Source organism: Massilia cellulosiltytica, assembly GCF_047325105.1.
GTDB lineage: Bacteria > Pseudomonadota > Gammaproteobacteria > Burkholderiales > Burkholderiaceae_D > Telluria > Telluria orientalis.
In genome coordinates this window covers 896719-922408 of record NZ_CP168562.1, presented here as the reverse complement: position 1 = coordinate 922408, position 25690 = coordinate 896719, and the positions used below count along the sequence as shown (strand labels likewise).

29 protein-coding genes and 1 tRNA gene are annotated in these 25690 nt (G+C 65.4%); 11 read left to right on the top strand and 19 right to left on the bottom strand.

The genetic code is table 11. The features are described 5' to 3' along the window. Window positions 1-12: 12 nt before the first annotated feature. The 5 genes from dut (at window position 13) to ACEN9H_RS04080 (ending at window position 4588) form a co-directional block, all read left to right on the top strand. Window positions 13-462 (top strand): dUTP diphosphatase, encoded by a 450-nt coding sequence (gene dut, locus ACEN9H_RS04100; protein WP_056136142.1) that lies wholly within the window; start codon window positions 13-15, stop codon window positions 460-462. Window positions 463-476: 14 nt separating this feature from the next. Continuing rightward, window positions 477-1574, top strand: coding sequence for a M48 family metalloprotease (locus tag ACEN9H_RS04095; RefSeq protein ID WP_371770222.1), 1098 nt, complete (start codon window positions 477-479; stop codon window positions 1572-1574). A 174-nt stretch (window positions 1575-1748) separates the two neighbouring features. Next, the gene (locus ACEN9H_RS04090; RefSeq protein ID WP_056136139.1) at window positions 1749-2657 is read left to right on the top strand and encodes a DMT family transporter; all 909 of its coding nucleotides are present in this window, start codon (window positions 1749-1751) and stop codon (window positions 2655-2657) included. Next, window positions 2654-3532 (top strand): DNA-3-methyladenine glycosylase family protein, encoded by an 879-nt coding sequence (locus ACEN9H_RS04085; protein WP_056136137.1) that lies wholly within the window; start codon window positions 2654-2656, stop codon window positions 3530-3532. The genes ACEN9H_RS04090 and ACEN9H_RS04085 overlap by 4 nt, the downstream gene beginning before the upstream one ends. Window positions 3533-3610: 78 nt before the next feature. Continuing rightward, window positions 3611-4588 carry a hypothetical protein gene (locus ACEN9H_RS04080; RefSeq protein WP_371770225.1) on the top strand — a complete coding sequence of 326 codons (978 nt, stop codon included), beginning with the start codon at window positions 3611-3613 and terminating at the stop codon, window positions 4586-4588. Between the two features lie 3 nt (window positions 4589-4591). Here the strand turns inward: ACEN9H_RS04080 and ACEN9H_RS04075 are convergent, their stop codons facing one another. Together ACEN9H_RS04075 and ACEN9H_RS04070 are read right to left on the bottom strand one after the other, a co-directional pair. Then, entirely contained in the window at window positions 4592-5014 is a 423-nt protein-coding gene (locus ACEN9H_RS04075) for a T6SS immunity protein Tdi1 domain-containing protein (protein WP_371770226.1), read from the bottom strand. A gap of 150 nt (window positions 5015-5164) precedes the next feature. Further along, window positions 5165-5241: transfer RNA gene (locus ACEN9H_RS04070), tRNA-Met, on the bottom strand. A 172-nt stretch (window positions 5242-5413) separates the two neighbouring features. Here ACEN9H_RS04070 and ACEN9H_RS04065 point away from each other — a divergent pair. The 4 genes from ACEN9H_RS04065 to ACEN9H_RS04050 all read left to right on the top strand — a co-directional run bounded on the left by ACEN9H_RS04065 (window position 5414) and on the right by ACEN9H_RS04050 (window position 8636). Further along, window positions 5414-5998 carry an NUDIX hydrolase gene (locus tag ACEN9H_RS04065; RefSeq protein WP_056136131.1) on the top strand — a complete coding sequence of 195 codons (585 nt, stop codon included), beginning with the start codon at window positions 5414-5416 and terminating at the stop codon, window positions 5996-5998. A 14-nt stretch (window positions 5999-6012) separates the two neighbouring features. Beyond that, complete coding sequence (aat, locus tag ACEN9H_RS04060) at window positions 6013-6735, top strand: leucyl/phenylalanyl-tRNA--protein transferase (protein ID WP_056136129.1); 723 nt, start codon at window positions 6013-6015, stop codon at window positions 6733-6735. A gap of 61 nt (window positions 6736-6796) precedes the next feature. Further along, window positions 6797-7525 (top strand): arginyltransferase, encoded by a 729-nt coding sequence (locus ACEN9H_RS04055; RefSeq protein ID WP_056136127.1) that lies wholly within the window; start codon window positions 6797-6799, stop codon window positions 7523-7525. Between the two features lie 67 nt (window positions 7526-7592). Beyond that, the gene (locus ACEN9H_RS04050; RefSeq protein WP_413673867.1) at window positions 7593-8636 is read left to right on the top strand and encodes a quinone-dependent dihydroorotate dehydrogenase; all 1044 of its coding nucleotides are present in this window, start codon (window positions 7593-7595) and stop codon (window positions 8634-8636) included. Between the two features lie 377 nt (window positions 8637-9013). Here the strand turns inward: ACEN9H_RS04050 and ACEN9H_RS04045 are convergent, their stop codons facing one another. The 7 genes from ACEN9H_RS04045 to ACEN9H_RS04015 all read right to left on the bottom strand — a co-directional run bounded on the left by ACEN9H_RS04045 (window position 9014) and on the right by ACEN9H_RS04015 (window position 14849). Next, window positions 9014-9946: a CysB family HTH-type transcriptional regulator gene (locus tag ACEN9H_RS04045; RefSeq protein ID WP_056136123.1), complete on the bottom strand. Its 933-nt coding sequence runs from the start codon at window positions 9944-9946 to the stop codon at window positions 9014-9016. Beyond that, on the bottom strand, window positions 9943-11016 hold the full coding sequence (locus ACEN9H_RS04040) for a sulfate/molybdate ABC transporter ATP-binding protein (protein ID WP_056136122.1): 1074 nt from the start codon (window positions 11014-11016) through the stop codon (window positions 9943-9945). The genes ACEN9H_RS04045 and ACEN9H_RS04040 overlap by 4 nt, the downstream gene beginning before the upstream one ends. Window positions 11017-11020: 4 nt before the next feature. Next, the gene (cysW, locus tag ACEN9H_RS04035) at window positions 11021-11935 is read right to left on the bottom strand and encodes a sulfate ABC transporter permease subunit CysW (RefSeq protein ID WP_056328433.1); all 915 of its coding nucleotides are present in this window, start codon (window positions 11933-11935) and stop codon (window positions 11021-11023) included. Window position 11936: 1 nt separating this feature from the next. Continuing rightward, entirely contained in the window at window positions 11937-12779 is an 843-nt protein-coding gene (cysT, locus tag ACEN9H_RS04030) for a sulfate ABC transporter permease subunit CysT (RefSeq protein ID WP_056328430.1), read from the bottom strand. 147 nt (window positions 12780-12926) lie between these two features. Beyond that, a complete protein-coding gene (locus ACEN9H_RS04025) occupies window positions 12927-13700 on the bottom strand; it encodes a sulfite exporter TauE/SafE family protein (protein ID WP_056136116.1) in 774 nt (257 codons plus the stop codon). A gap of 95 nt (window positions 13701-13795) precedes the next feature. Then, the gene (locus ACEN9H_RS04020; protein ID WP_056136114.1) at window positions 13796-14434 is read right to left on the bottom strand and encodes a peroxiredoxin; all 639 of its coding nucleotides are present in this window, start codon (window positions 14432-14434) and stop codon (window positions 13796-13798) included. Between the two features lie 28 nt (window positions 14435-14462). After that, the gene (locus ACEN9H_RS04015; protein WP_056328425.1) at window positions 14463-14849 is read right to left on the bottom strand and encodes a diacylglycerol kinase; all 387 of its coding nucleotides are present in this window, start codon (window positions 14847-14849) and stop codon (window positions 14463-14465) included. Window positions 14850-14978: 129 nt separating this feature from the next. Here ACEN9H_RS04015 and ACEN9H_RS04010 point away from each other — a divergent pair, with 129 nt between their 5' ends. Continuing rightward, window positions 14979-15764 (top strand): IclR family transcriptional regulator, encoded by a 786-nt coding sequence (locus ACEN9H_RS04010; protein ID WP_056328423.1) that lies wholly within the window; start codon window positions 14979-14981, stop codon window positions 15762-15764. A gap of 3 nt (window positions 15765-15767) precedes the next feature. On the opposite strand, the gene pbpG is transcribed toward ACEN9H_RS04010, so the two are convergent. From pbpG to ACEN9H_RS03995, 3 genes are all read right to left on the bottom strand, one after another. Beyond that, on the bottom strand, window positions 15768-16904 hold the full coding sequence (gene pbpG, locus ACEN9H_RS04005; RefSeq protein ID WP_413673866.1) for a D-alanyl-D-alanine endopeptidase: 1137 nt from the start codon (window positions 16902-16904) through the stop codon (window positions 15768-15770). Between the two features lie 180 nt (window positions 16905-17084). Next, entirely contained in the window at window positions 17085-17780 is a 696-nt protein-coding gene (locus ACEN9H_RS04000; protein ID WP_371767865.1) for a nitroreductase, read from the bottom strand. A gap of 11 nt (window positions 17781-17791) precedes the next feature. Then, complete coding sequence (locus ACEN9H_RS03995; protein ID WP_413673865.1) at window positions 17792-18637, bottom strand: DMT family transporter; 846 nt, start codon at window positions 18635-18637, stop codon at window positions 17792-17794. A 338-nt stretch (window positions 18638-18975) separates the two neighbouring features. Here ACEN9H_RS03995 and phaP point away from each other — a divergent pair, with 338 nt between their 5' ends. After that, window positions 18976-19551, top strand: a complete 576-nt coding sequence (phaP, locus tag ACEN9H_RS03990; protein WP_025511745.1) for a TIGR01841 family phasin — start codon at window positions 18976-18978, stop codon at window positions 19549-19551. A gap of 178 nt (window positions 19552-19729) precedes the next feature. Here the strand turns inward: phaP and ACEN9H_RS03985 are convergent, their stop codons facing one another. The 7 genes from ACEN9H_RS03985 to ACEN9H_RS03955 form a co-directional block, all read right to left on the bottom strand. Continuing rightward, window positions 19730-20467, bottom strand: coding sequence for an ABC transporter ATP-binding protein (locus ACEN9H_RS03985; protein WP_413673864.1), 738 nt, complete (start codon window positions 20465-20467; stop codon window positions 19730-19732). Beyond that, complete coding sequence (locus ACEN9H_RS03980; RefSeq protein ID WP_056136101.1) at window positions 20464-21231, bottom strand: ABC transporter ATP-binding protein; 768 nt, start codon at window positions 21229-21231, stop codon at window positions 20464-20466. Before ACEN9H_RS03980 ends, ACEN9H_RS03985 begins: the two co-directional genes overlap by 4 nt. Beyond that, window positions 21228-22433, bottom strand: coding sequence for an ABC transporter permease subunit (locus ACEN9H_RS03975; protein WP_160409123.1), 1206 nt, complete (start codon window positions 22431-22433; stop codon window positions 21228-21230). The genes ACEN9H_RS03980 and ACEN9H_RS03975 overlap by 4 nt, the downstream gene beginning before the upstream one ends. 11 nt (window positions 22434-22444) lie before the next feature. Next, window positions 22445-23374, bottom strand: coding sequence for a branched-chain amino acid ABC transporter permease (locus ACEN9H_RS03970; protein ID WP_056136098.1), 930 nt, complete (start codon window positions 23372-23374; stop codon window positions 22445-22447). A gap of 191 nt (window positions 23375-23565) precedes the next feature. Beyond that, entirely contained in the window at window positions 23566-24108 is a 543-nt protein-coding gene (locus ACEN9H_RS03965) for an adenine phosphoribosyltransferase (RefSeq protein ID WP_413673863.1), read from the bottom strand. A 19-nt stretch (window positions 24109-24127) separates the two neighbouring features. Further along, the gene (ispH, locus tag ACEN9H_RS03960; RefSeq protein WP_056136093.1) at window positions 24128-25072 is read right to left on the bottom strand and encodes a 4-hydroxy-3-methylbut-2-enyl diphosphate reductase; all 945 of its coding nucleotides are present in this window, start codon (window positions 25070-25072) and stop codon (window positions 24128-24130) included. Window positions 25073-25091: 19 nt separating this feature from the next. Further along, window positions 25092-25547, bottom strand: coding sequence for an FKBP-type peptidyl-prolyl cis-trans isomerase (locus ACEN9H_RS03955; RefSeq protein ID WP_056136090.1), 456 nt, complete (start codon window positions 25545-25547; stop codon window positions 25092-25094). Window positions 25548-25690 lie beyond the last annotated feature (143 nt).

Genomic DNA, 25690 nt, shown 5'->3' with positions numbered 1-25690 from the left:
ACCAAGCACTCCATGAAGAATATCGACCTGAAAATCATCGACCCGCGCATGAAGGACTTCCTGCCGGCCTACGCCACCGCCGGCAGCGCCGGCCTCGACCTGCGCGCCTGCATCGAGGCGCCCATGACCGTCGAGCCCGGCCAGACCGTGCTGGTGCCGACCGGCCTCGCCATCCACATCGGCGATCCGGGCTATGCGGCGATGATCCTGCCCCGTAGTGGACTCGGCCATAAGAACGGCATTGTTCTGGGTAATCTGGTAGGCTTGATCGACTCCGATTACCAGGGCCAGCTGATGGTCTCGACCTGGAATCGCGGCCAGGCCACCTTCACCCTGCAGCCGATGGACCGCCTGGCGCAGCTGATCGTGGTGCCTGTCATGCAGGTGGGCTTCAACGTCGTGGAGGATTTCGCAACGAGCGACCGGGGCGCCGGAGGATTCGGCTCCACCGGCAAACAATAAACTATGAGGAGCACATGACCGGACATCTTCGTCAGCGCCCTGCGGGTTTCAGGACGACCGCGCTGGGCATCACCGCAGCCCTGCTGCTGTCGGCCTGCGCCACGCAGGCACCGCGTCAACCGTCGGCCACGCCGCGCGTCACCGAACGCCCCGTCGAAGCCCCGGCCCTGAGCCCGCAGATGTCTGCCGCCGCCGACACCCTGACGAAGATGGCGGCCCTGCAGGAGCGCCTGTACAAGGTCGCGGCGCCCCTGCTGATCCATAACGCCGAATTGTGCAAGGGCCAGGCGCGCAACCTCCTCGGCTTCACGGCGAAGAACCGCTGGTCCTATCCGGGCGAATACAACGAAGCCGCGCACGTCGCCTTCGGCATGGACGAACGCCTGCAGGTGACCGACGTGCTGGCCGGCAGCGGCGCCGCGCGCGCCGGCTTGCAGGAGGGCGACGTGCTGCTCGCCGCCGCCGGCAAGCCGCTGCCGGCCGGCGAGCATGCGCTGTCCCAGGCGGGCGCGATGTTCGGCAAGATCCTGGCATCGCAGGCGAGCCTGCCGATGACGATCGAGCGCCGCCGCAGCGAGCGCCAGCTGACCATTCCCGTCACCCGCGCCTGCGCCTTCGCGATCGAACTGGGCAACGCGGACAACGTCAACGCGTACGGCGACGGCAGCCGCGTACTCGTCACGCGCGGCATGATCAACTTCACGCGCGACGACGACGAACTGGCCTTCGTGCTGGCCAAGACGATGGCCCACAACATGCTGGGCCACCCGTCCTCGCAACGCAACAGCGCGACGATCGGCAGCATCATCGACAACCTGAAAAGCATCACGCCCGACACGTCGATGCTGATCGGCAGCGGCGGCATCAAGGCCATGCCGGCCGACGCGGACGCCGCCGCCGACCGCCTCGGCATCTACCTGGCTGCGCGCGCCGGCTACGACGTCAAGGACGCGCCCGCGTTCTGGAACCGCCTGGCCGAGAGCTATCCGCCCAGCGTGTTGAACGGCTATACGGCGAATCATCCGGCGCTGCCGCAGCGCTTGTCCGCGGTGGAGAAAGCGATCGCGGACGTCAAGGCGAAACGGGCCGCGAAGAAGCCGCTCGTGCCGTGAGCGCACGCGGAGACGCATGATCGACAAGGGCCGCGGTTGCGGCCCTTTTTCATGGCGCTCCGGCAGGGTTCCCGGCCTTTTTGTATCATTACCGATTCCCTGCCCCCGTCGCGCAATTCAAGCGCAAGAAACGGGGCGGCAGGGAAAGCCCCTGCGCCTACCATCCCGGGAACCATGAACACTGCCAACCTGCTGCGCCTCATCGTGCTTGCCGCCATCTGGGGCGGGTCCTTCCTCTTCATGCGCATCAGCGCGCCGACGCTCGGCCCCGCGGTGCTCATCGAATGCCGCGTGCTGTTCGCGGCGCTGTTCCTCGCCATCGTCGGCGTCGTCCTCAAGAAGCGCCTCGACATGCGCGCGCACTGGAAGCATTACTTCATCCTCGGCTTCTTCAACTCCGCCTTCCCGTTCCTGCTGTTCGCGTTCGCGGCGCGCACCTTGCCGGCGTCCGTGCTGGCCGTGCTGAACGCCACCGCGCCGATGTGGGGCGCGCTGCTCGGCGCCGTGTGGGGACGCCAGCCGATCCGCGCACGCACGGCGCTGGGCCTCGTGCTGGGCACCGTCGGCGTCGCACTGCTCGTCGGCTTCGACCACGCGACGAGCCGCCCCGGCGCCGGTATCGCCGTCGCCGCCGCGCTGGTGGCCGCATTGAGCTACAGCGTCGCGAGCCTGTATGCGCGCACGGCGAAAAGCGTGGAGCCGTTCGCCAACGCGCACGGCACGATGTGGACGTCCGCGCTGATGGTGCTGCCCGCCCTGCCCCTGTTCCCGCCCGCCGGCGCACCGACGGTGGGCATCGTCGGCGCCGTGATCGCACTGGGCGTGCTGTGCAGCGGCATCGCGTACATCCTGTACTTCAAATTGATCGAGGATGTCGGCACGACGTCCGCCCTGACCGTCACGTTCCTGAGCCCCGTCTTCGGCATCCTGTGGGGCGCGCTGTTCCTCGGCGAGGCGATCGGCTGGTACACGATCGTGGGCTCGGCCATCACGCTGGTCGGCACCGCGTTCGTCACGGGTTTCGTCCCACGCTTCGGCCGCGCCGCGCCCGTGCCGGTGTCCACCAAAATGAGCAGCAAATGAGCCGCCACGCGATCCCGCTGCCGGCCGGCTATCGCCACGCGGACGCGTACACGTTCCACGGCCGCGATGCCGATGCGCTGGCCGAAGTCGTCGATGCGCAGGCGGGACGCATCCGCAAGGGCGTGCTGCTGGACGGCGTGCCGACGCTGCTCGACATCACGCTGCACGCGGACCGCGCCGAGTGCAGCGTCGACAGCGACGGCACCGCCTCGGAGGCCGCGGTCCAGGACGCCCTCGTGAACATGCTGGGCCTGCGCATCGAGCCCGCGCCGTTCGAGGATGCGGTGCGCGACGATCCGCTGCTCGGCCCCGTCGTCGCGCGCCAGCCGGGCCTGCGCGTGATCCAGTCGGCCACCGTGTTCGAGGCGCTGACGTGGGCCATCATCGGCCAGCAGATCAACCTGCCGTTCGCCATTTCCCTGCGCCGCACGTTCATCGGCCTCGCCGGACGCGCGCATTCGAGCGGCCTCTGGTGTTATCCGGAAGCGGCCGACGTGGCCGGTCTCGACATCGAGCAACTGACCAGTCGAAAATTTTCCGGCGCAAAGGCGGAGACGCTGCTGCGCTTCGCCCGTCTCGTGGCCGACGGCACGCTGCCGCTGGACCGCACCGACGACCCGGCCGGCGTGAGCGAGCGCCTGCTCGCGGTCAAGGGCATCGGCCCGTGGACCGTCAACTATGCGCTGCTGCGCGGCTGGGGCTACGCGGATTGCTCGCTGCACGGCGACGTGGCCGTGCGCAACGCGATCGGCCGGCTGACGGGCGGCGCGCGGCCCGGCATGCGCGAGGCCGAAGCGTTTCTTGAAGCCTACCGCCCGCACCGCACGATGGCCGCGGCCTACCTCTGGGCCAGCCTGAACCAGCCCGCCGGCTGACACCGCTTTGTGCCGCCACAAGGCGCGGCCGCTCCGCTTGTCCAGACTGCTCGTAGCCTGACACAAGCGGAGCGCATCATGAAACCACGGACATGCATGGCGGCGGTGCTGCTGGTCCACGCCGCCCTGGCCCACGCCGGCACCCTGGATCCCGACGACCGCGGCGCCTATCTGTCGCTGGCATTCGGCAACGGCCGCATCTACGGCGGCAACGCGACCGACTACCAGTGGATGCGCGGACGCACGTTCGAAGTCCGCGCCGGACGCGAGCAGGGTGCCATGCGGATCGACTTCGTCCATTACAACGAAGGCCATCCGGACAACAACCACCGCGACGGGTTCGCGCTGCAATGGCTGGCCGCCCACCGCTTTTCCCACGCGTGGACGGGAGAGCTGGGCGCGGGTCCTTACCTGAGCATGAACACGACGGAGATCGCCGGCCGGCAGATCGACGACGCCCGCCTCGGCGTGCTCCTCAGCGCCGGCCTGCGCCTCGCCGTGCCCGGGCCGCCCGGCACCCATCTGCGCCTTGGCTACAACCATGTGGCCATGCGCCATGTGCACCGGTCGGACGCGCTCGTGCTCGGCGTGGGACGCCAGTTCGGCCCGGCCGAGCCGGCGCCCGACGTGGTGCCGGACGGGCATCTGTGGATCGGCGGCACGTTCGGCACGTCGATCACGAACATGTCCGGTACGCATGGCGCGCACGCGGGTGTGATCGAGGCCAGGCGGTATGCGGACCGCTGGGGCATCGGCACCAAATTCCTGTTCGAAGGCGACGATGGCGCGCGGGTCGACCGGCGCGGGGCCGCGGCGCAGCTGTGGTACGAGCAGCCCGTGACGCCGCGCTTCTCGATGAGCGCCGGCCTCGGCCCCTATTTCGCCGCGAACCGGCGCGACGGCAATCGCACGGCCACGAATCTGCTGATCAGTTTCCAGGCCGAGCGCGCGCTGTCCGCGCGCACGCGCGCCATCGTCAACTTCAACCGCATCAAGACGTTCCGCAAGACGAATGACCGCGACCTGTTCCAGGTCGGCCTGCTGCGGCGGTTCTAGGTGCTAGTGACAGTCCTGCCAGCGCGGCAGCCCGTCGAACTGCTGCGCGCCCTCGCCCGCGAACCGGATCAGTTCGGGCAGGGGCACCATGGCCAGGTTGTCACGCCCGTAGTGTCCGCCCAGCGCACGGGGTATCTTCAGACAATACTTGCGCCCGGCCGTCAGCGGGCCCAGGGTCGTCTCGGCCAGGCGCACCTGTTCGGGCATGTACCAGCCGTCGAGGAATTCCTGGTTGTACGAGAGGGCGTCGAGGGCGGCGCGGTCCTCGGCCACCGGTACGCAGCGCAGGTCTTGCGGCGACAGGCGCCAGTACATGCCGTCCTCGTCGCTGACGATCAGATTGCCGAAGGCGTTCTCGCCCAGCACCTCGACGGCGTTCAGGCCGGTCCAGCCCCACGCCTCGTTGATGTCTTCCACAGTAATCATTCGTTGGCTCCGCTTTCAACGCACACGGAGGTTTCGACCGGGCCGGGCGGCGGGCGTTGCGGGAATGACGGGAATGGTTGAGACGGGTCGAGCAGGCAATCCAAAACGAAAAAGCCGCTGATCCGGAACAGGATCAGCGGCTTTGGAATCTGGTTGCGGGGACAGGATTTGAACCTGTGACCTTCGGGTTATGAGCCCGACGAGCTGCCAGACTGCTCCACCCCGCGTCTGATGATTCGTATTATACGCACCTTCCACACTTTAGGCAATCGAAGTTCTCCGGCTCGCCCGGATCGGGGCATAAGCCGCCTCCGCCGAGGGGCGCATCGCGGGCGGATTGCGGCCCAGTCGCTCCCAATACAGTGGTAAAGTAAGGGCAACTTAATTTATCTGCTTCCTATGAAATTCTGCTCCGAGTGCGCCCACCCGGTCACGGTGGCCATCCCCGAAGGCGACAACCGTCCGCGTTACGTGTGCACCCATTGCGGCACGATCCACTACCAGAACCCGAAGATGGTGATCGGCTCGATCCCCGTGTGGGAACAGGACGGCGAACTCAAGGTCCTGCTGTGCAAGCGCGCCATCGAGCCGCGCTACGGCTACTGGACGCTGCCGGCCGGTTTCATGGAGAACGGCGAGACCACGAGCGCGGCCGCCGCGCGCGAGACGGAAGAGGAAGCGGGCGCCAACATCGAACTGGGCAACCTGTTCACGCTGCTGAATGTCGTGCACGTGCACCAGGTTCATATGTTCTACCTGGCGCGCCTCGTCGACCTCGATTTTGCACCGGGCATCGAAAGCCTGGACGTGCAATTGTTCAGCGAAGCCGAGATCCCGTGGAGCGACCTGGCCTTCCCCACGATCCGCACGACGCTCGAACTGTTCTTCGCCGACCGCGCGCAGATGCGCGAGGCCGGCGGCACCTATGGATTCCACACCCGCGACATCGCGGGTCCGATGCGGGCGCCCGTCCAACCCGACTGACAGGGCGTACGACGATGATTCCCTGGCTCGAGGCCCATACGCCGTTCCCCGACGTGTCCGAAGCGTTGACGACCGACGCGCCGGGCCTGCTCGCGGCCGGCGCGGACCTCTCGCCGCAACGCCTGCTGCAGGCGTACCGGAACGGCATCTTCCCCTGGTTTTCGGAGGGCCAGCCGATCCTCTGGTGGAGCACCGACCCGCGCATGGTGCTGTACACCGAGCGTTTCAAGGTCAGCGACAGCCTGAAAAAAACACTGCGCAGGATAGAGCGCAGCCGCCAGGCCGGCGGGCCATGGGTCGTGCGCTTCGACGGCGCGTTCGAAGCGGTGATGCGTGCGTGCGCCGCGCCCCGCAAGGACGGGCCGGGCACGTGGATCTCGGAAGACATCATCGCCGGCTACACGGGCCTGCACCGCATGGGGTATGCGCACTCGTCCGAGGTCTGGCTGGACGGCGAACTGGTCGGCGGCGCCTATGGCGTGTGCATCGGCCGCATGTTCTATGGCGAATCGATGTTCGCGCGCGTGTCGGATGCGTCGAAGGTCGCGCTCGCGTACCTCGTCGCCTTCCTGCGCAGCCACGGCGTGAACATGGTCGACTGCCAGCAGGAGACGGGCCACCTGGCCTCGCTGGGCGCGGTGCCGATCCCGCGCCGGGATTTCCTGCAGCACCTGCGCCAGGCGATCCAGGAACCGCCGATCGAACGTTGGGAAGTCGCGCCACCGTTGACGACCTAACGGTGCGCGGCGCCGTCTTTGGCTACAATGGGTTCAACACACGTCGTTCCGAGAGCTTTGCATGACGCACCTGAATGATCTGCCATTTTCCACGCTGCAGTTCTATACGACGGCACCGTATCCTTGCAGCTACCTCGACGCACGCCAGGCCCGCTCGCAGGTCGCCACGCCGTCGCACCTGATCAATGCGGACGTGTATTCGGAACTCGTGCGCAACGGTTTCCGCCGCAGCGGCATCTTCACCTACCGTCCCTATTGCGACGGCTGCCGGGCCTGCATCCCGGTGCGCGTCGCCGCCGAGCGCTTCACACCCAACCGCAGCCAGCGGCGCGCATGGAAGCGCCACGAGGACCTGACGGCGATGGTGGCCAACCTGTCGTTCTCCGACGAGCACTATGCGCTGTACCTGCGCTACCAGACCACGCGCCACGTGGGCGGCGGCATGGACCAGGACAGCCGCGACCAGTACGCGCAATTCCTGCTGCAGAGCCGCGTCAACACGCGCCTCGTGGAGTTCCGCGAGCCCGACGGGACCTTGCGCATGGTGTCGATCATCGACGTGCTGTCGGACGGCCTGTCGTCCGTCTACACGTTCTTCGACCCGGACGTGGCCGGCGCGTCGTTCGGCACGTACAACGTGATGTGGCAGATCGGCCAGGCACGCGAACTGGGCCTGCCCTACGTCTACCTCGGTTACTGGATCGAGCAGAGCCCGAAGATGGCTTACAAGATCAATTTCAGGCCGCTGGAAGCCCGTATTGACGGTGTATGGGGTGTTCTGGATCGTTGAAGCCCCGAAGGACATGCGGTATTGCTGCCACACAAGGTAAAATGTCGCGAATTCTCGATAGCCGACCATGTCCGATAAACTCCTGTACGCCCTCGCCCGCCCGCTGCTGTTCTCCCTCGACCCCGAAACGGCCCACAACGTCACGCTCCCGGCCCTGCGCCGCGCCGCGTCGCTGGGGTTGACGGGCATTGTCCGCAAACCGAAGCCCGATCCGCGCACGGTCATGGGCATCACGTTCCCGAACCCGGTCGGCCTGGCCGCCGGCCTGGACAAGGACGGCGCCTACATCGACGGTCTGGCCGCGCTCGGCTTCGGCTCCATCGAGATCGGCACCGTGACGCCGCGCGCCCAGCCCGGCAACCCGCGCCCGCGCATGTTCCGCCTGCCGGCCGCGCGCGGCATCATCAACCGCATGGGCTTCAACAATGGCGGCGTCGACGCCTTCGTCGCCAACGTCCAGGCGTCGCGCTTCTACCAGGAACGCCAGGGCGTGCTGGGCCTGAACATCGGCAAGAACGCCGACACGCCCATCGAGCGCGCGGCCGACGATTACGTCGCATGCCTGCAGAAGGTGTATCCGTACGCCAGCTATGTCACCGTCAACATCTCGTCGCCGAACACGAAGAACCTGCGCCAGTTGCAGGGCGCGTCCGAACTGGATGCCCTGCTGTCGCAGCTGAAGGAAGAACAGTCGCGCCTGGCCGACAAGTACGGCCACTACGTGCCGCTGGCGCTGAAGATCGCACCGGACGTCGATGGCGACCAGATCCGCAACATCGGCGGCGCCCTCGTCCGCCACGGCATCGACGGCGTGATCGCGACCAACACCACGCTGGCCCGCCGCGACGTGGAAGGCATGCGCCATTCGGCCGAACAGGGCGGCCTGTCGGGCGCGCCCGTGTTCGAACAGTCGACCATCGTGATCCGTGCACTGAAAGCGGAAGTCGGCAACGCCGTGCCGATCATCGGCGTGGGCGGCATCCTGAGCGGACGCGATGCGAAGGCCAAGATCGATGCGGGCGCCCAGCTCGTGCAGCTGTACAGCGGCCTGATCTACCGCGGACCCGCGCTCGTGCGCGAGTGCGCGGACGCGTTGCGCGCGCAACGCTGACAAGAGCGTTTGCCCTGGCACGTTGTCCCCGCGGAGGCGGGAACCCAAGTTTGCCCCGGCACGTCATCCCCGCGGAGGCGGGAACCCAAGTTTGCCCCGGCACGTCGTCCCCGCGGAGGCGGGGACCCAAGTTTGCCCTGGCACGTTGTCCCCGCGAAGGCGGGGACCCAAGTTTGCCCCGGCACGTCGTCCCCGCGGAGGCGGGGACCCAAGTTTGCCCCGGCACGTCGTCCCCGCGGAGGCGGGGACCCAAGTATGAGGATTAGCCCATAAACCGTCATTCCCGCGGAAGCGGGAATCCATACTGAGTCGATATGCTGGCGCTGCCTGGATTCCCGCCGGCGCGGGAATGACGTTGTTTTATGTAGCGGCTGTTTTTAATCCGCTACAGCCGGATGCAACGCCTTCTCGATATCCGACTTGGTAAAGCCCTGGGCGAAGCGCTCGATGAAGTCATACGCATACGCACGCAGGTAGGCACCCCGGCGCACCGCCAGCCGCGTCACGTTCGGCGCGAACAGGTGTGACGACTCGATCGCACGCAGCCCGCGGTCGCGGCCGTGGTCGAATGCCATCGAAGCGACGATACCGACACCCATCCCCAGCGACACATACTGCTTGATGACGTCCGAATCCATCGCCGTCAGCATAATGTCCGGACTCACGCCGGCGGCGGCGAACGCCGCGTCGATGTGGCTGCGGCCGGTAAAACCCACGTCGTACGTGATCAGCGGGAACTCGGCCAGGTCGGACAGCTTGATGGGCGACTGCTGCAGCAGCGGGTGCCCTTCCGGCACGACGACCAGGTGGCTCCAGCGGTAGCACGGGAACGACACGAGGTCGGGGAACGTCGACAGGCCTTCCGTCGCGATGCCGATGTCGGCACGGCCCGACAGCACCCATTCCGCGATGTGTTCCGGCGCGCTCTGCTGCAGGGCGATGCGCACGCCCGGGAACGCCGTGCGGAACGCCTGCACCACCTGCGGCAGCGCATAGCGCGCCTGCGTGTGGGTGACGGCGACCGTGAGCGTGCCGCTGTCCTGCGCCGCGTATTCGCTGCTGGCCTGCTGCAGGTTCTCCGCCTCGACGAGCAGGCGCTCGATGATCTTCAGGATGCCCTTGCCCGGATCCGTAAGCCCGGTCAATCGCTTGCCGTTGCGCTCGAAGATGACGACGCCCAGCTCGTCCTCCAGTTCGCGGATCTGGCGCGACACGCCCGGCTGCGACGTGAATAAAGCGTTGGCCACATCGGTCAAATTGAAATTACGGCGCGCGGCTTCGCGCACCGAACGCAGCTGTTGGAAATTCAAATGCCTTCTCCTTGATCGACGAATACGTGCATGCGCCTGGGTTTCACCAGCAGCGTCTCGCCGTCGCGCAGTCCCAGTTCGCGATAACGCTCGTTCGGGATGACGGCTTCGATGATCTGGGCGTTGTCGGCGCGCTCCAGGTCCAGCTGGGCCAGCGGGCCGATCGCATGCGCACGGCGCAGTTTCACCGCGACACCCTCGCCGCCCGCCACATAGCGCTCGACGTCGAGGTCATGCGGGCGGACATAGGCGATGCCTTCGCCGTTCTTGACGTCCGCGAATTGCGGCGCGTGGAACGTGGCGTCGCCGCTGGCCAGCACGCCGTCGTTCACGCGGCCGTGGAACAGGTTGACGTTGCCCAGGAAGCCGTAGACGAACGGCGACGCCGGATGGTTGTACACGTCGCCCGGCGTACCCAGCTGCTCGATATGGCCCTTGTTCATCAGGACGACCTGGTCCGCCACTTCGAGTGCCTCTTCCTGGTCGTGGGTGACGAAGATCGACGTCACGTGCAGCTCGTCGTGCAGCTGGCGCAGCCAGCGGCGCAGTTCCTTGCGCACTTTCGCATCGAGCGCGCCGAACGGTTCGTCCAGCAGCAGCACGCGGGGTTCCACCGCGAGGGCACGCGCCAGGGCGATGCGCTGGCGCTGGCCGCCCGACAACTGCGGCGGATAGCGGTCGGCGATCCAGTCCAGCTGCACGAGCTCCAGCAGCTTCTTCACTTTCTCGCGGATCACCGCTTCCGACGGGCGTTCCTTGCGCGGTTTCACGCGCAGGCCGAAGGCGACGTTCTCGAACACGGTCATGTGCTTGAACAGAGCGTAATGCTGGAACACGAAGCCGACCTGGCGCTCGCGCACGTGGCGGTTCGAGGCGTCGTCGCCGTCGAGCAGCACGCGGCCCGCATCGGGGTATTCGAGGCCGGCGATGATGCGCAGCAGCGTGGTCTTGCCGCAGCCGGACGGGCCCAGCAGCGCCGTCAGCTCGCCGTCGGCAAACTTCAGCGACACGTCGTCCAGGGCCGTGAACTGGCCGAACTGCTTGCGGATGTGTTGGACTTCGATCGTCATGGTATTACTCCGTGGTGTGGCCCTGCACGCTGGCCTTCCGGGCCTGGTGCATGCGCCATTCGATAAAGGTTTTCACCGCCAGGGTCACGAGGGCCAGCAGTGCAAGCAGCGACGCGATCGCGAACGCGGCCGTGAAGTTGTATTCGTTGTAGAGGATTTCGACCTGCAGCGGCATCGTGTTCGTCTCGCCGCGGATGTGGCCGGAGACGACCGACACGGCGCCGAACTCGCCCATCGCCCGGGCGTTACACAGGATCACGCCGTACAGCAGGCCCCACTTGATGTTCGGGAGCGTGACCTTGAAGAACGTCTTCCAGCCGGACGCGCCCAGCACGAGCGCAGCCTCTTCCTCTTCGCTGCCCTGCGCCTGCATCAGCGGGATCAGTTCGCGGGCGACGAACGGGAACGTGACGAAGATGGTCGCCAGCACGATGCCGGGCACCGCGAACAGGATCTTGATGTCGTGGTCCATCAGCCACGGGCCGAACCAGCCCTGCGAGCCGAACAGCAGCACGTAGATCAGGCCCGCGATCACGGGCGACACCGAGAACGGCAGGTCGATCAGCGACAGCAGGATGCTTTTGCCGGGGAAGTCGAACTTCGCGATCGTCCACGCGGCCGCCACGCCGAACACGAGGTTCAGCGGCACGGCGATGCCGGCGGCGATGAACGTCAGCTTGATGGCGGCCAGCGCGTCCGGGTCGAGTACGGATTCCTTGTACACGTCCCAGCCCTTCTTCAGGGCTTCGGTGAACACGGCCACGAGCGGGACGAACAGGAACAGCGTGAGGAAGACCAGCGCGACGGCGATCAGCGCATAGCGCACCCAGCCTGGCTCCAGCGTATTGGTGGCCTTGCGCGGCGCATTCGCCACCGCGGCAGTCTTGTCTTTCAGGTGATCGTCGAGAACGGCACTCATATTATTTGCCCGCACGCTTGCGCGCCCAGGCCTGCAGCAGGTTGATGGCCAGCAGGAGGAGGAACGACACGAGCAGCATCACGACGGCAATGGCCGTGGCGCCCGTGTAGTCGTACTGCTCCAGCTTGGTGATGATGAACAGCGGCGTGATCTCGGAGACCATCGGCATGTTGCCGGCGATGAAGATGACGGAACCGTATTCGCCGGTGGCGCGGGCGAACGCGAGGGCGAAGCCCGTCAGCAACGCCGGCACGACGCTCGGCAGGATCACGCGGGCAAAGGTCTGCCACGGGCTGGCGCCCAGGCTGGCGGCCGCTTCTTCCAGTTCGCGCTCCGCGTCTTCCAGCACCGGCTGCACCGTGCGCACGACGAACGGCAGGCCGATGAAGGTCAGCGCGATGACGACGCCCAGCGGCGTGAACGCCACCTTGATGCCGAGCGGTTCCAGGTGCTTGCCGATCCAGCCGTTGGACGAATACAGCGCCGTCAGGGTGATGCCGGCGACCGCGGTCGGCAGCGCGAACGGCAGGTCGACCAGCGCATCGACGAAGCGCTTGCCGGGGAACTGGTAACGCACGAGCACCCACGCGACGATGCCGCCGAACACGACGTTGATGGCGGCGCCGATCAGCGCGGCGCCGAAGCTGAGGCGGTACGACGCCATCACGCGCGGCGACGTCACGGCGCTCACGAACGCGTCCCAGCTCATCGTGAACGTCTTCAGGAAGATGGCCGACAGCGGGATCAGCACCAGCAGCGCCAGATAGAAAATCGTGAACCCGAGCGAGAGCCCGAAGCCGGGAATCACCCGGTTGGCGCTGTTTCGCGATAGTAAAGTGGTCATCTTACGCCTTATTACAATTTCTTCTAACGGAACGAAATAATCTCACTGGAAAGACATATTACAAACGAAGCATTCCTCATTTGCATAGACGTTTCCCGCATGAGCAAATCCAAAAAGCAGGAAAGGCGCCTCGCGGCGCCTTTCTCGTCAGTGGAGCAGCTTGACCGCCACTCCCGCCAGCGTCATCGCCAGCAATCCTCTCAGCACTTTCTCAGGCACGGCCCGGGCCGCCCATGAGCCGATCGTGATGCCGGGCAGCGAGCCGATCAGCAGCGCCGACAACAGTGTCCAGTTGATCGAGCCCAGCCACCAGTGGCCGAACGCGGCGATCGCGGTCAGCGGCACGGCGTAGGCGATGTCGGTGCCGGCCACCTCGGCCGGCGTCAGGCGCGGGTACAGCATGACGAGCAAGGTGGCGCCGATCGCACCGGCCCCGATCGACGAGATCGTCACGAGCGTGCCCAGCACCGCGCCGGACACGACCGTGGCGGCGACGAGGCCGCGGCCCTGCAGTTGGCGCGACGGCTTGGCGTTGACCCAGGCGAGCATCTTGCCGCGAAACAGGATCGCGACGACGGTCAGCAGCACGGACACGGCGATCGAATAGCGGATCACCTTGCCGATGGAGGCATTGAGCGGACCGAGATATTGCAGGGCCAGGGTGGCGACGAGCGCGGCCGGCAGCGCGCCGAGGCACAGGCGGCCGACGATGTCCCAGTGCACGGTCCCACGCGAACGGTGGGTGACGGTGCCGGCGGTCTTGGTGATCGAGGCGAAGGCGAGGTCGGTGCCGACGGCGACGGACGGCGTGACGCCGAACAGCAGCGTCAACAGCGGCGTCATCAGCGAACCGCCGCCGACCCCGGTCATGCCGACCAGCAGGCCAACGGCGAATCCCGACAAAATGTATTGAATGGACATGCTTTACCCCCAGAATGGCTCCAAGGGTAATGGTCCTCAGCCGCAAAACAAACAACACGTTCCTTATTTGCTTATGCGGCCTGCGATGTGCCGGCTTACTTGTTCGGCTGCGGGGTCAGGCGCAGATACGGCTTCGGCGCGTTGAAACCCTTCGGATATTTCTGCTTGAGCTGCTCCGGATCCTGAATGGTCAGCGGGATGATCACGTCATCGCCATCCTTCCAGTTGCCCGGCGTCGCGACGGTGTAGCCGTCGGTCAGCTGCAGGGCGTCGATCACGCGCAGCACTTCGTCGAAGTTGCGGCCGGTGCTCATCGGGTAGGTGATGGTCAGGCGGATTTTCTTGGCCGGATCGATCACGAACAGCGAGCGCACGGTCGCGGTGGCCGACTGGTTCGGGTGGATCATGTCGTACAGCTGCGAGACGGATTTATCGGCATCGGCGATGATCGGGAAGCCGACGACGGTCTGCTGGGTTTCCTCGATATCCTTGATCCATGCCTTGTGCTGCTCGGCCGGGTCGACGGACAGCGCGATCGCCTTGACGTTGCGCTTGTCGAATTCCGGCTTCAGTTTCGCGGTCAGGCCCAGCTCGGTGGTGCACACCGGCGTGAAGTCGGCCGGGTGCGAGAACAGCACCACCCACGAATCGCCCGCCCACTCGTGGAAGCGGATGCGGCCGATGGTGGAATCCTGTTCGAAATCCGGAGCCGTGTCGCCCAGGCGTAAAGTCATGTTGTTCTCCTTAGTGTGAGAGGGTACGTCAGAAAAAGCGGTTGTACAGGACGACGGCCCAGGTCGCGCCCGCCATCGTGATCGCCAGCGCCACCGCCGCGCTGCCCAGGTCCTTGGCGGCCTTGGACAGCGGATGGCGCTCCAGCGACACGCGGTCGACCACGGCCTCGATGGCCGCATTGATCAGCTCCACGAGCAGCACGAGCCCGAGCACGGCGATCAGCGCCAGCTTCTGGAACGCCGACACCTTCAGCAGCAGCGCGACGACGGTGAGCGGTACCGCGACCATCACCTCCTGCCGGAACGCGTGCTCGTTCTTCCAGGCAGTCTGGAAGCCCTGCATCGAATAGCGGAACGCGCCCGCAATACGGCCCAGGCCGCCCTTACTCTTGAACTCGCTGCTCGGTTGATCCATGTATGTTCGACAATCTGTACAGAAACGCCATTATGCCCACACAGCTCGGCCCCTACGCAACATCATTACCTAATATTTTCACATTATGGTATAAAGTAGAGAAATATACCGCACTGCACCAACCACATCATGAAAATGGAAACCCCTGAACCGGCGAAGACGTCCATCCAGGTGATCGAGCGCATGGTGGCGCTGCTCGACGTACTGGCCAGTTATCCCGACCCCGTGAGCCTGAAAGAGTTGTCGAAGGTGTCGGGCCTGCACCCGTCGACGGCGCACCGCATCCTGAACGACATGGTCGTGACGCGTTTCGTCGACCGCGTGGAACCGGGCACCTACCGCCTCGGCATGCGGCTGCTCGAACTGGGCAACGTGGTCAAGAGCCGGCTGTCCGTGCGCGAAGCGGCCGTCGACCTGATGCGGGCGCTGCACAACAAGACCAAGCAGACGGTCAACCTGTCGGTGCGCCAGGGCGACGAGATCGTCTACATCGACCGCGCCTTCTCCGAGCGTTCCGGCATGCAGGTCGTGCGCGCGATCGGCGGCCGCGGTCCGCTGCACCTGACGTCGACCGGCAAGCTGTTCCTGTCGATCGACGAGCCGAAGGCAATCCGCGCGTATGCCACGCGCACGGGCCTCGCGGGCCACAACAAGAATTCGATCACGGACCTGACGCGCCTGGAGCGCGAACTGTCGCTCGTGCGCGCCCGCGGCTATGCGCGCGACAACGAGGAACTGGAACTGGGCGTGCGCTGCATGGCCGCCGGCATCCACGACGACAGCGGCAAGCTGGTCGCGGGCCTGTCGATTTCGGCGCCGGCGGACCGCCTGCAGGACGACTGGCTGGAAGATCTGGTGAACACGGCGGCGCAGATTTCCGCGACCCTGGGCCACCGTGTCGGTGGGACGAGCTGACCCTTACTGAACGACCGGCGCGGTCGCTGCGGACGACACCGACGCCGGCACCGCCGCCGACACGGTGACGGGCACACCCGCAGCCGCTGTGCCCGACATACTGGCCGGCACGCTGGCCGGCTTGAGCGCTTCGAGCCAGCGGCGCATGCGGCCCGCATCCGCCGTGCGCGACTGCTTGCCCTTCGAATCGAGGAACACCATGATCACGTTGCGGCCCTGGATCATGGCCTGCATCACGAGGCAGCGCCCTGCTTCGTTGATGAATCCCGTCTTCTGCAGGCCGATGTTCCAGTCGGGCGACGCGACGAGGTAGTTGGTGTTGTGGTACTGCAGCGCCCGGCCGCTCGCCTGGACGACGTAGTTCGGATCCGTCGTGTACTGGCGCAGCAGCGGCTCCTGGTGCGCCACTTTGACAAGCTTGGCCAGGTCGCGCGCGCTGGAAATGTTCTGGCTCGACAGGCCGCTCGAATCCACGTAATGCGTGTCGTTCATGCCGAGTTCGCGCGCCTTCGCATTCATCGCATCGACGAAGGCATTGATCCCGCCCGGATAATTGCGGCCCAGCGCGGCGGCGGCGCGGTTCTCCGAGCTCATCAGTGCGATATGCAGCAGGTTACCGCGCGTCATGCGCGCGCCGACGGGCAGGCGCGAGCTGGTGAATTTGTGACGGTCGACGTCGGCCTCGGTAATCGTCAGCACTTCGTCCAGGTCTTGCCGGGCCTCGACGACGAGCAGGCCCGTCATCAGCTTGGTGATGGAAGCGATCGGCAGCGCGACGGCGGCATTCTTTTCGAACAGCACTTCCGAGCTCTGCTGGTCCAGCACGTACGCGACGTTCGAGCGCAGGTCGAGCGGATCATGCGTGCGGCTCAGGCCGGCGATATCGCCCGCGCTGAGCATGGCGACGGCCGGCGCGGCGCGGCGGACGCGCTGATAGACGACGCGGCGCTTGCCATGGACCATCTCGATACGGCGCACCATGCGCTTGCGGTTGTCGTCGGCGATGACCTTGGCCAGGTTGGTGCGCTTGGCCTTGACGCGCTTCGTCGCGGCCGCATGCCCCTTGTGCTTGGTCGCGGCTGCGGCGGGTTCGAGCACGAACATCATGGAAATGGCGGCTGCCAACGCGAGCTTAAGCATCTGAAAATCCTTGAACGCGAACTGAAGAGCACTAAATGCAGTGTAGCGGATGACGTAGGGAGCGCAAGTGCGCACCCGACGACTGTACCATCTACGCCCATTTTTTTCTACAACGCAAAACGAGATGCGTTGTAGAAATCTCTTGGTTTTTCAATAGCTTGCGAAGACAAGTATAGCGTGCTAGTCCAGGAAACGGGCGAACGACGACACCGGCTCGCGCTCCGTGACCAACGTATTTTCCACCTTGTCGAGGTCGGCAAATCCGAGCGCCATGCCGCACACGATCATCTCGTTTTCGGGCAGACCAAGCTCGTCGGAAATGATGCGGTGGAATTGCGTGAACGCGGCCTGCGGGCACGTGTCGAGGCCGCGGCCGCGCGCGGCGACCATGATGTTCTGCAGGAACATGCCGTAGTCGAGCCAGGAGCCCTGCTCCATGACGCGGTCGATGGTGAAGATCATGCCGACGGGCGCGTCGAAGAAGCGGTAGTTGCGGCCGTGCTGGGCCGCCATGCCGGTCTTGTTGTCGCGCGTGAGGCCCAGCAGCGCATATAAATCCCAGCCGACCTTGCGGCGCCGGTCGACGAACGGCGACACCCACTCGCGCGGGTAGTACGCGTACTCCTCGACGTGTTCCCGGTTCTGCGCCGGGTCCGCGTAGGCCGCCAGGATGCGGTCGGAGAGACGCGCCTTCGCGGCGCCCGTCAGCACGTGGACTTTCCACGGCTGCGTGTTCGTGCCGGACGGCGCCCGTGCCGCCACTTCCAGGATGGCTTCGATATCCTCGCGCGCGACCGGCGTCTCCAGGTACGCGCGGATCGAACGCCGCGAGGTGATGGCGGCGTCCACCGCGCGTTGTTGTTCGTTGCTGATCATGCTGCCTCCTTCTATTTTTTGACGACGAATGCGACGCCCAGCACCGCGACGACCATCCCGGCCAGGCCGAGCATGCCGAGCTTCTCGCCGAACATCAGCCAGGCCATCAGGGCGGTGGTGGGCGGCGTCAGGTACAGCAGACTCGTCACGCGGGTCGCGTCGTTGCGGCTGATGAGGCGGAACAGCAGGAAGATGGCGCCGATCGACAGCGCCAGGATCGCCCACAGCAGCGCCCCCAGGAATTGCGGCGTCCACTGGATGTTTTCCATGCGCGGTCCGAAGTCTTCCAGCAGCACCGCGAACGGCAGCAGCGCGAGCGCGGACGTCGCGTACTGGATCACCGTGCCGGTGCGCAGGTCGAATGTCGGACAGAAACGCTTCTGGTACATCGTCCCCGCCGTGATCGACAGCAGCGCCAGCACGCACAACGCGATCGCACCAGGGGCCAGTCCGTTCAGGTGGATCTTCGCGGCCACGACGAGGCCGACGCCGCACAGCCCGAGTCCCAGCCCCAGCCATTGGCGCGGCCGGACCTTTTCGCCGATCAATGGCGCGGCGATGGCCGTCAGGATCGGCTGCATGCCCACGATCAGCGCGGACAGCCCGGCCGGCATGCCAAGCTTGATCGCGCCCCACACACCGCCCAGGTAACCTGCCTGCAGCAACAGCCCGGCGAATGCCACGTGGCGAATGCGCCCGCGCGGCCAGGCGGCCCCCGTCAACAGCACGACGGGCAACAGGATCAGGACGGCACCCAGGCAGCGCAGGATGAGGAAGGACATCGGCGGCGCATACGGCAAGCCGTATTTCGCGGCGATGAAACCGGTGCTCCAGAGAACAACGAAAAACAGCGGCATCGGTCTAATGATCATCCGGCAAGTCTAACATGGCTGACCTTACCCGTTTGCGCTTGCTGCAAAGCACTAAAGTGTTGTAACGGCGCAAACAAATACGGCGCAAACGTTTGTATCCATTGATCTTACTCAAGAGAGTGCGGTTGAATTGTGCGACGCATCAAAAGTGCTTGACGCATAATCGAAAACCGGGAAAAATGGCTTCATGTTGCGGCGCACAATCAACGCGCTTTACCAGCAGTCCCGAGTTTTTCCCTGTTTCACCGCTTCACTGGTCCATGCAGGTGTCCCAAGACACCTGAAAAGCAAAAGTTCATAACGATCCATTACTGGAGAACCATATGTTTGCATTCCCTGAGCAGTTTTCGAACGCGACCAAAGCCAACCTCGAATCCCAGTTCGCCCTGTTTTCGGCCCTGACCTCCAAGACTTTCGAAGGCGTGGAAAAGCTGGTGGACCTGAACATCAACACCGTCAAGGCCGCCCTCGAAGACTCGTCGGCAACCACGCGTCAGCTGCTGGCTGTCAAGGATGCCCAGGAATTCTTCGCCGTGTCGGCTTCGCAAGCCCAACCGGCTGCTGAAAAAGCCCTGGCCTACAGCCGCCAGGTGGCATCGATCGCCGCCGACACCGGCGCCGAATTCTCGAAAGCCGCCGAAAGCCAGTTCGCCGAAGTCAACCGCAAGGTGATCTCGCTGGTCGACGAAGTGACCAAGAACGCCCCGGCCGGTTCGGAGACCTATGTCTCGGCCCTGAAAACCGCCATCAGCAACGCCAACGCCGGCTACGAGCAGTTCACCAAGACGACCAAGCAGGCTGTCGAGGCGATCGAATCGAACCTGAACGCCGCCGTGTCGCAGTTCACGCAAGCCACCCGCAAGGCTGGCGCTGCCGCCAACTCGGCTGCTGCTGCCTAAGCTGTAACAATCACACAGCGCTGCTTCCTCCTCCCAGGAAGCCGAACGGCCCGGACCGCGCAAGCGGTTCCGGGCCGTTTGTTTTAGTTCGTCATTCCCGCGGAAGCGGGAATCCATACCGAGCGTCCTGGATCAGCTCAGCATGGGTCCCCGCTTCCGCGGGGACGACGTGTACCGATTATTCGCCCAGGTACGCCGCCTGCACCCGCGGATCATGCAGCATATCCTGCGCATTCCCCGTCATGGTGATCGCACCCGACTCCATCACGTAAGCCCGGTGCGCCGCCTGCAACGCCAGCTTCGCGTTCTGTTCCACGAGCAGGACGGTGATGCCCTGCTTCGACACGTCGCGGATCACCTCGAAGATCTTCTCGACCATGATCGGCGCGAGACCCATCGACGGCTCGTCCAGCAACAGCAGCGTGGGATGGCACATCAGCGCGCGCGCCATCGCCAGCATCTGCTGCTCGCCGCCGGACAGCGTGCCGGCCAGCTGGGCGGACCGCTCCTTCAGGCGCGGGAACACCGTGTACCACTTCTCGATGTCGGTCTCGATCGCCGCCTTGTCGTTGCGCGTGTACGCGCCCATCAGCAGGTTTTCGTGGATGGTCATGCGCGTGAACACGCCGCGGCCTTCCGGCACCATCGCGAGCTTCTGCTCGACGAGCTTGAACGACTTGGTGGCGTGCTGCGTCGCGTTCAGCGCCTGGCCGAGATAGGCGATCGTGCCTTCCACCTTGCACGGTGGGAGCGTGCCCGTGATGGCTTTCAGCGTGGTCGTCTTGCCCGCGCCGTTGGCGCCGATCAGCGTGACGAGTTCGCCACGGTTGACCTCCAGGTCGATGCCCTTGACGGCCTTGATGCCGCCATACGCCACCTTCAGGCCCGAAATTTTCAGAACGTTATCGGGCTTCAAGCGGCACCTCCGAGATAGGCCTCGATGACGGCCTGGTTCTTCTGGATCTCGGCCGGCAGCCCTTCCGCGATCAGCTTGCCGTACTCCAGCACCGAGATGCGATCGCACAGCCCCATCATGAGTTTCACGTCGTGTTCGATCAGCAGGATCGTGATGCCCGCGCCCTGGATCTTGACCAGCAGCTCGCGCAGCGCGACCTTTTCCGTCGCATTCATGCCGGCCGCGGGTTCGTCCAGCGCGAGCAGCTTCGGTTCCGTCGCCAGCGCGCGGGCGATTTCCAGGCGGCGCTGGTCGCCGTACGACAGGAAGCGCGCCGTGCGCTGGGAAAATTGCCCGATGCCGACGAAGTCCAGCAACTCCTGCGCGCGGGCGCGGATCGCGGCCTCTTCCCGGCGCGCGGCGCCGTGGCGGAAGATGGCGCCGAACACGCCCTGGTGCGTGCGCACGTGGCGTCCCACCATCACGTTTTCCAGCGCGGACATTTCACCGAACAGGCGGATGTTCTGGAACGTGCGCGCGATGCCCGCCTTGGCGACGGCATGCGGCGCCGATGGCGAATACGGCTTGCCGTCCAGCTCGAACGTGCCCGTGTCCGGTTGATACAGGCCCGTGATCACGTTGAAGAACGTCGTCTTGCCGGCGCCGTTCGGGCCGATCAGGCCATAGATCTGGCCTTTCATGATCTTGATGCCGACGTCCGTCAGGGCCTGCAGGCCGCCGAAGCGTTTATTGACGCCGGAGATATTCAGCAGGATGTTGCTCATGCCTCGCTCTCTTCCTCTTTGGCGATGGCCGCATTGGGGCGGTCTTCCTTGACCGGCGACGGCCACAGGCCCGCCGGACGGTTCAGCATGATCAAGACCATGGCCAGGCCATACAGCAGCTGGCGCAGCACCTCGGCCTCGATGACGACCTTGCCGAACAGCGCCTGCTGCGCCGGCTCGACGACGTGGCGCAGCACTTCCGGCAACGCGGCCAGCAGCACGCCGCCCAGCACGACGCCGGGGATGTGGCCGATGCCGCCCAACACGACCATCGCCAGCACGGCGATGGATTCCGTCAGCGAGAACGATTCCGGAGAGACAAAACCCTGGAAAGCCGCGAACATGGCGCCCGCCACGCCGCCGAACGACGCGCCCATCGAGAACGCGAGCAATTTGACGTTGCGGGTGTTGATGCCCATCGCCTTCGCGGCGATCTCGTCTTCGCGGATCGCGACCCAGGCGCGGCCCAGGCGCGAATGCTGCAACCGGCTCGTCATGAAGATCGTCACGATGCACAGCAGCAGGAACAGGAAGTAATAGGCGTTGACGGACGGGATGCCGAAGCCGCCGATGTACACCGTCGCGCGCGAGCCCGCCTCGCCGGCCAGCGACACGCCGAAGATCCGGATCGGATCGATCAGGTTGATGCCTTGCGGGCCGTTGGTGAAATTGATCGGATCGTTCAGGTTGTTCATGAAGATCCGGATGATCTCGCCGAAGCCCAGCGTGACGATGGCGAGGTAGTCGCCGCGCAGCTTCAGCGTCGGGGCGCCGAGCAGCGCGCCGAACAGCGCGGCCGTCAACCCGGCCAGCGGCACGACGAACCAGACGGACAAATGGATACCGTTGGTGCGCACGTCCTCGCCGAAGGTGCGCACGATGGCATCCTGCAGTTCGGGGTGGTAGTTCACGATGGATTCCAGCAGCGCGGCGAACTGCGGCGACGCGAGCAGGCCCGTCAGGTACGCGCCGACGGCGAAGAACGCGATATAGCCGAGGTCGAGCAGGCCGGCGAAGCCCACGACGATGTTCAGGCCCAGCGCCAGCATGATGTACAGCAGCGCCATGTCGAGGATGCGCACCCACGAGTTGCCGAACTGCGCGGCGACGAACGGGAAGATGAGCATCACGGCCAGCAGCACGGCCATGCTGGCGTACGATTGCCGCGGCTTGTTGGCGGTGTCGAAAGTCAGGAGAGACATGCGCGATCTCCTTACGCGCGGTCGGCCACGCGCTCGCCCATGATGCCGGACGGACGCACGGTCAGCACGAGGATCAGCACGATGAACGCGAAGATGTCCTGGTAATGGCTGCCGAGGAAGCCGCCGGTCAGGTCGCCGATGTAGCCGGCGCCGAGGCTCTCGATGATGCCGAGGACGATCCCACCGATCATGGCGCCGTAGATATTGCCGATGCCACCCAGCACCGCGGCCGAGAACGCCTTCATGCCCGGCACGGTGCCCATCGCGAACTGGATCGATGCGTAATTCGCGCCCCACATCACGCCGGCGACGGCGGCCAGCGCGGCGCCGATGGCAAACGTGGCAACGATGACGCGGTTGGAGTCCACGCCCATCAACCCGGCGACGCGCGGATTCTCGGCGACGGCGCGCATCGCGCGGCCCATGCGGGTCTTCTCGACGAGGAACACGAGGCCGACCATCGCGGCGGCGGCCAGCACGAGCAACAGGATCTGCGTGTGCGAGATCACGGCGCCGCCGACATTGACCGGGTCGGACGACAGCAGTTGCGGGAACGGCAGCGGGCTGCGGCCCCAGATCATCATGGCGAACGTCTGCAGCAGGATCGACACGCCGATCGCGGTGATCAGCGGGGCCAGGCGCGGCGCGTTGCGCAGGCGGCGGTAGGCGATGCGTTCGATGAGGACGTTCACGAGCATCGTGACGGGGATGGCGCCGACGATGGCGATGGCGAGTTGCACGCCACCGGGCAGGCCGGGGAAGACGCCGTCCAGCAGCTTCAGGATCGACAGGCCGACCATGGCGCCGATCATCAGCACGTCGCCGTGGGCGAAGTTGATCAGGTTGAGCACGCCGTAGACCATCGTGTAGCCGAGTGCGACGAGCGCATACATGCTGCCCAGCACCAGCCCGTTCAGGATCTGTTGGACAAAAGTTTCCATGCTTGTGTGGTTTCCTTTCGAACTAACAAAAACGGCACCCGTGGTACGAGTGCCGCTAGCCAAGCAACATAATTCCGGGTGTCATCATAACATCGGAATCGTCGTTCCCGCGAAGGCGGGAACCCAAGTGCAGCGTGACGGCATGCAAGCTTGGGTCCCTGCCTGCGCAGGGACGACGTTTTGGGGCTGACTCACACGTCGCGCAGGGTCACCATCGGCATGGTCAGGTTGCGCTGGTCCTTGAAAAACGCGACGTCGAACAGGGCCGCGGCGCCGACCACGTCCTTGCCGATGCGGCGCAGCAGCGTGGCCGCCGCCTCGATCGTGCCGCCGGTCGCCAGCACGTCGTCGACGATCAGCACGCGCCGGCCCTTGATGCGCTCCGGCTGGATCTCGATCGTGGCGCTGCCGTACTCGCGGCGGTAATCGATGCCGATCGCGGCGCCCGGCAGCTTGCCCGGTTTGCGCGCCATGGCGAAGCCGATGCCGCGCTGGTACGCGAGCGCGCCCGCGAGCATGAAGCCGCGCGCGTCCATCGCGAGGAGGAAGTCGACGTCGAGGTGGGCCGTGCGTTCGGTCAGCGCGTCGATGGCGAGCTGCCAGTGGGTCGGGTTGTCGAAGACGCAGCCCACGTCGATGAAATTGACGCCCGGTTCAGGGTAATCCTGGAAGAATTCCAGCGGAACGGTGTCGAAACCGGAGGGCGAGCGCGGGCGCAGGTCGAATACGTTCATTGGCTCAAACCAGAGGGATTCAGGCCGCGGCCTTGCCGCCGTCCAGGCCCTTGGGCAGCGGGAACGTGACGTTCTCTTCGACGCCCTCGAGCGCGCGCACGCTGGCGGCACCCAGGTCTTTCAGGCGCTCGATGACGGCTTGCACGAGCACTTCCGGGGCCGACGCGCCGGCCGTGACGCCGATGCGCTTCCTGCCGGCGATCCAGGCCGGATCGATGCCGGCGGCGTTGTCGACCATGTAGGCCGGCGTGCCCTTCTTTTCCGCCACTTCGCGCAGGCGGTTCGAATTGGAGCTGTTCGGGCTGCCGACGACGATCACGACTTCCACCTGCGGCGCCATGAATTTCACGGCTTCCTGGCGGTTCGTCGTCGCGTAGCAGATGTCGCCCTTCTTCGGCTCCACGATGTTCGGGAAACGGGCCTTCAGCGCGGCGATGATCTCCGCGGTGTCGTCGACGGACAAGGTCGTCTGCGACACATAGGCCAGCAGGTCGGGATTGCCGACGTTCAGTTTAGCCACGTCGTCGACCGTCTCGACGAGGTGCATGCCCTCCTCCGCCTGGCCCATCGTGCCCTCGACTTCCGGGTGGCCGGCGTGCCCGATCATGACGATTTCGGCGCCCTGCTTGCGCATCTTGGCCACTTCCACGTGCACCTTGGTGACCAGCGGGCAGGTGGCGTCATAGACCTTCAGGCCGCGCGATTCGGCTTCCTCGCGCACGGCCTTCGACACGCCGTGCGCGGAAAACACGAGCGTGTTGCCGGCCGGGACGTCGTCCAGGTCTTCGATGAAGATGGCGCCCTTGTTGCGCAGGTCGTTGACGACGTAGGCGTTGTGGACGATTTCGTGGCGCACATAGATGGGCGCGCCGAACTGCTGCAGGGCACGCTCGACGATCTCGATCGCACGGTCGACGCCGGCGCAAAAGCCGCGCGGCTGGGCTAACAGGATCTCGTTGTCCATGGTTCGGTGATGGCTGTGGTCAGAGTACGGAAATCAGCTGGACTTCGAACTTCAGCGGCTGGCCGGCCAGCGGGTGGTTGAAGTCGAACACGGCGTCGTCGGCGCGCATCTCGCGCAGCACGCCGGCAAAGCGGCCGCCGCCCGGCGCGCGGAAGTCGACGAGGTCGCCGACCTGGTAATCGGCATCCGGTTCCGAGTTCTCGTCCAGGGTCTTTTTCGTCACGACCTGGATCAGGTCGGGATTGCGCTCGCCGAATCCTTCAGCGGCGGTCAGGTCGAACGTCGTGTGCGTGCCTTCGGCCAGGCCGAGCAGGCGCTGCTCCAGGAACGGGGCGAGCTGGCCCTGGCCCAGCAGCAGGGTGGCCGGGGTGCTGCCGAAGGTCGTGACGATGTCCTTGCCGTCGGCGGTGGCAAGACGGTAATGGAGGGTCAGGTACGACGATTCGGTGACGACGGGAGCGTTAGTGGAGGACATTGTTGCGTGTTCGGTTGACGTGCAAACCGCTATTGTAAGCCACCTGTGCCCGTCCCGCCTCAGCCGTCGTGATTTCTGTCGCCGATCTGTTGCACTTGCAAAAACGTTACGATGCCGGGCTTGCGCAGGCCCAAACCACCCTG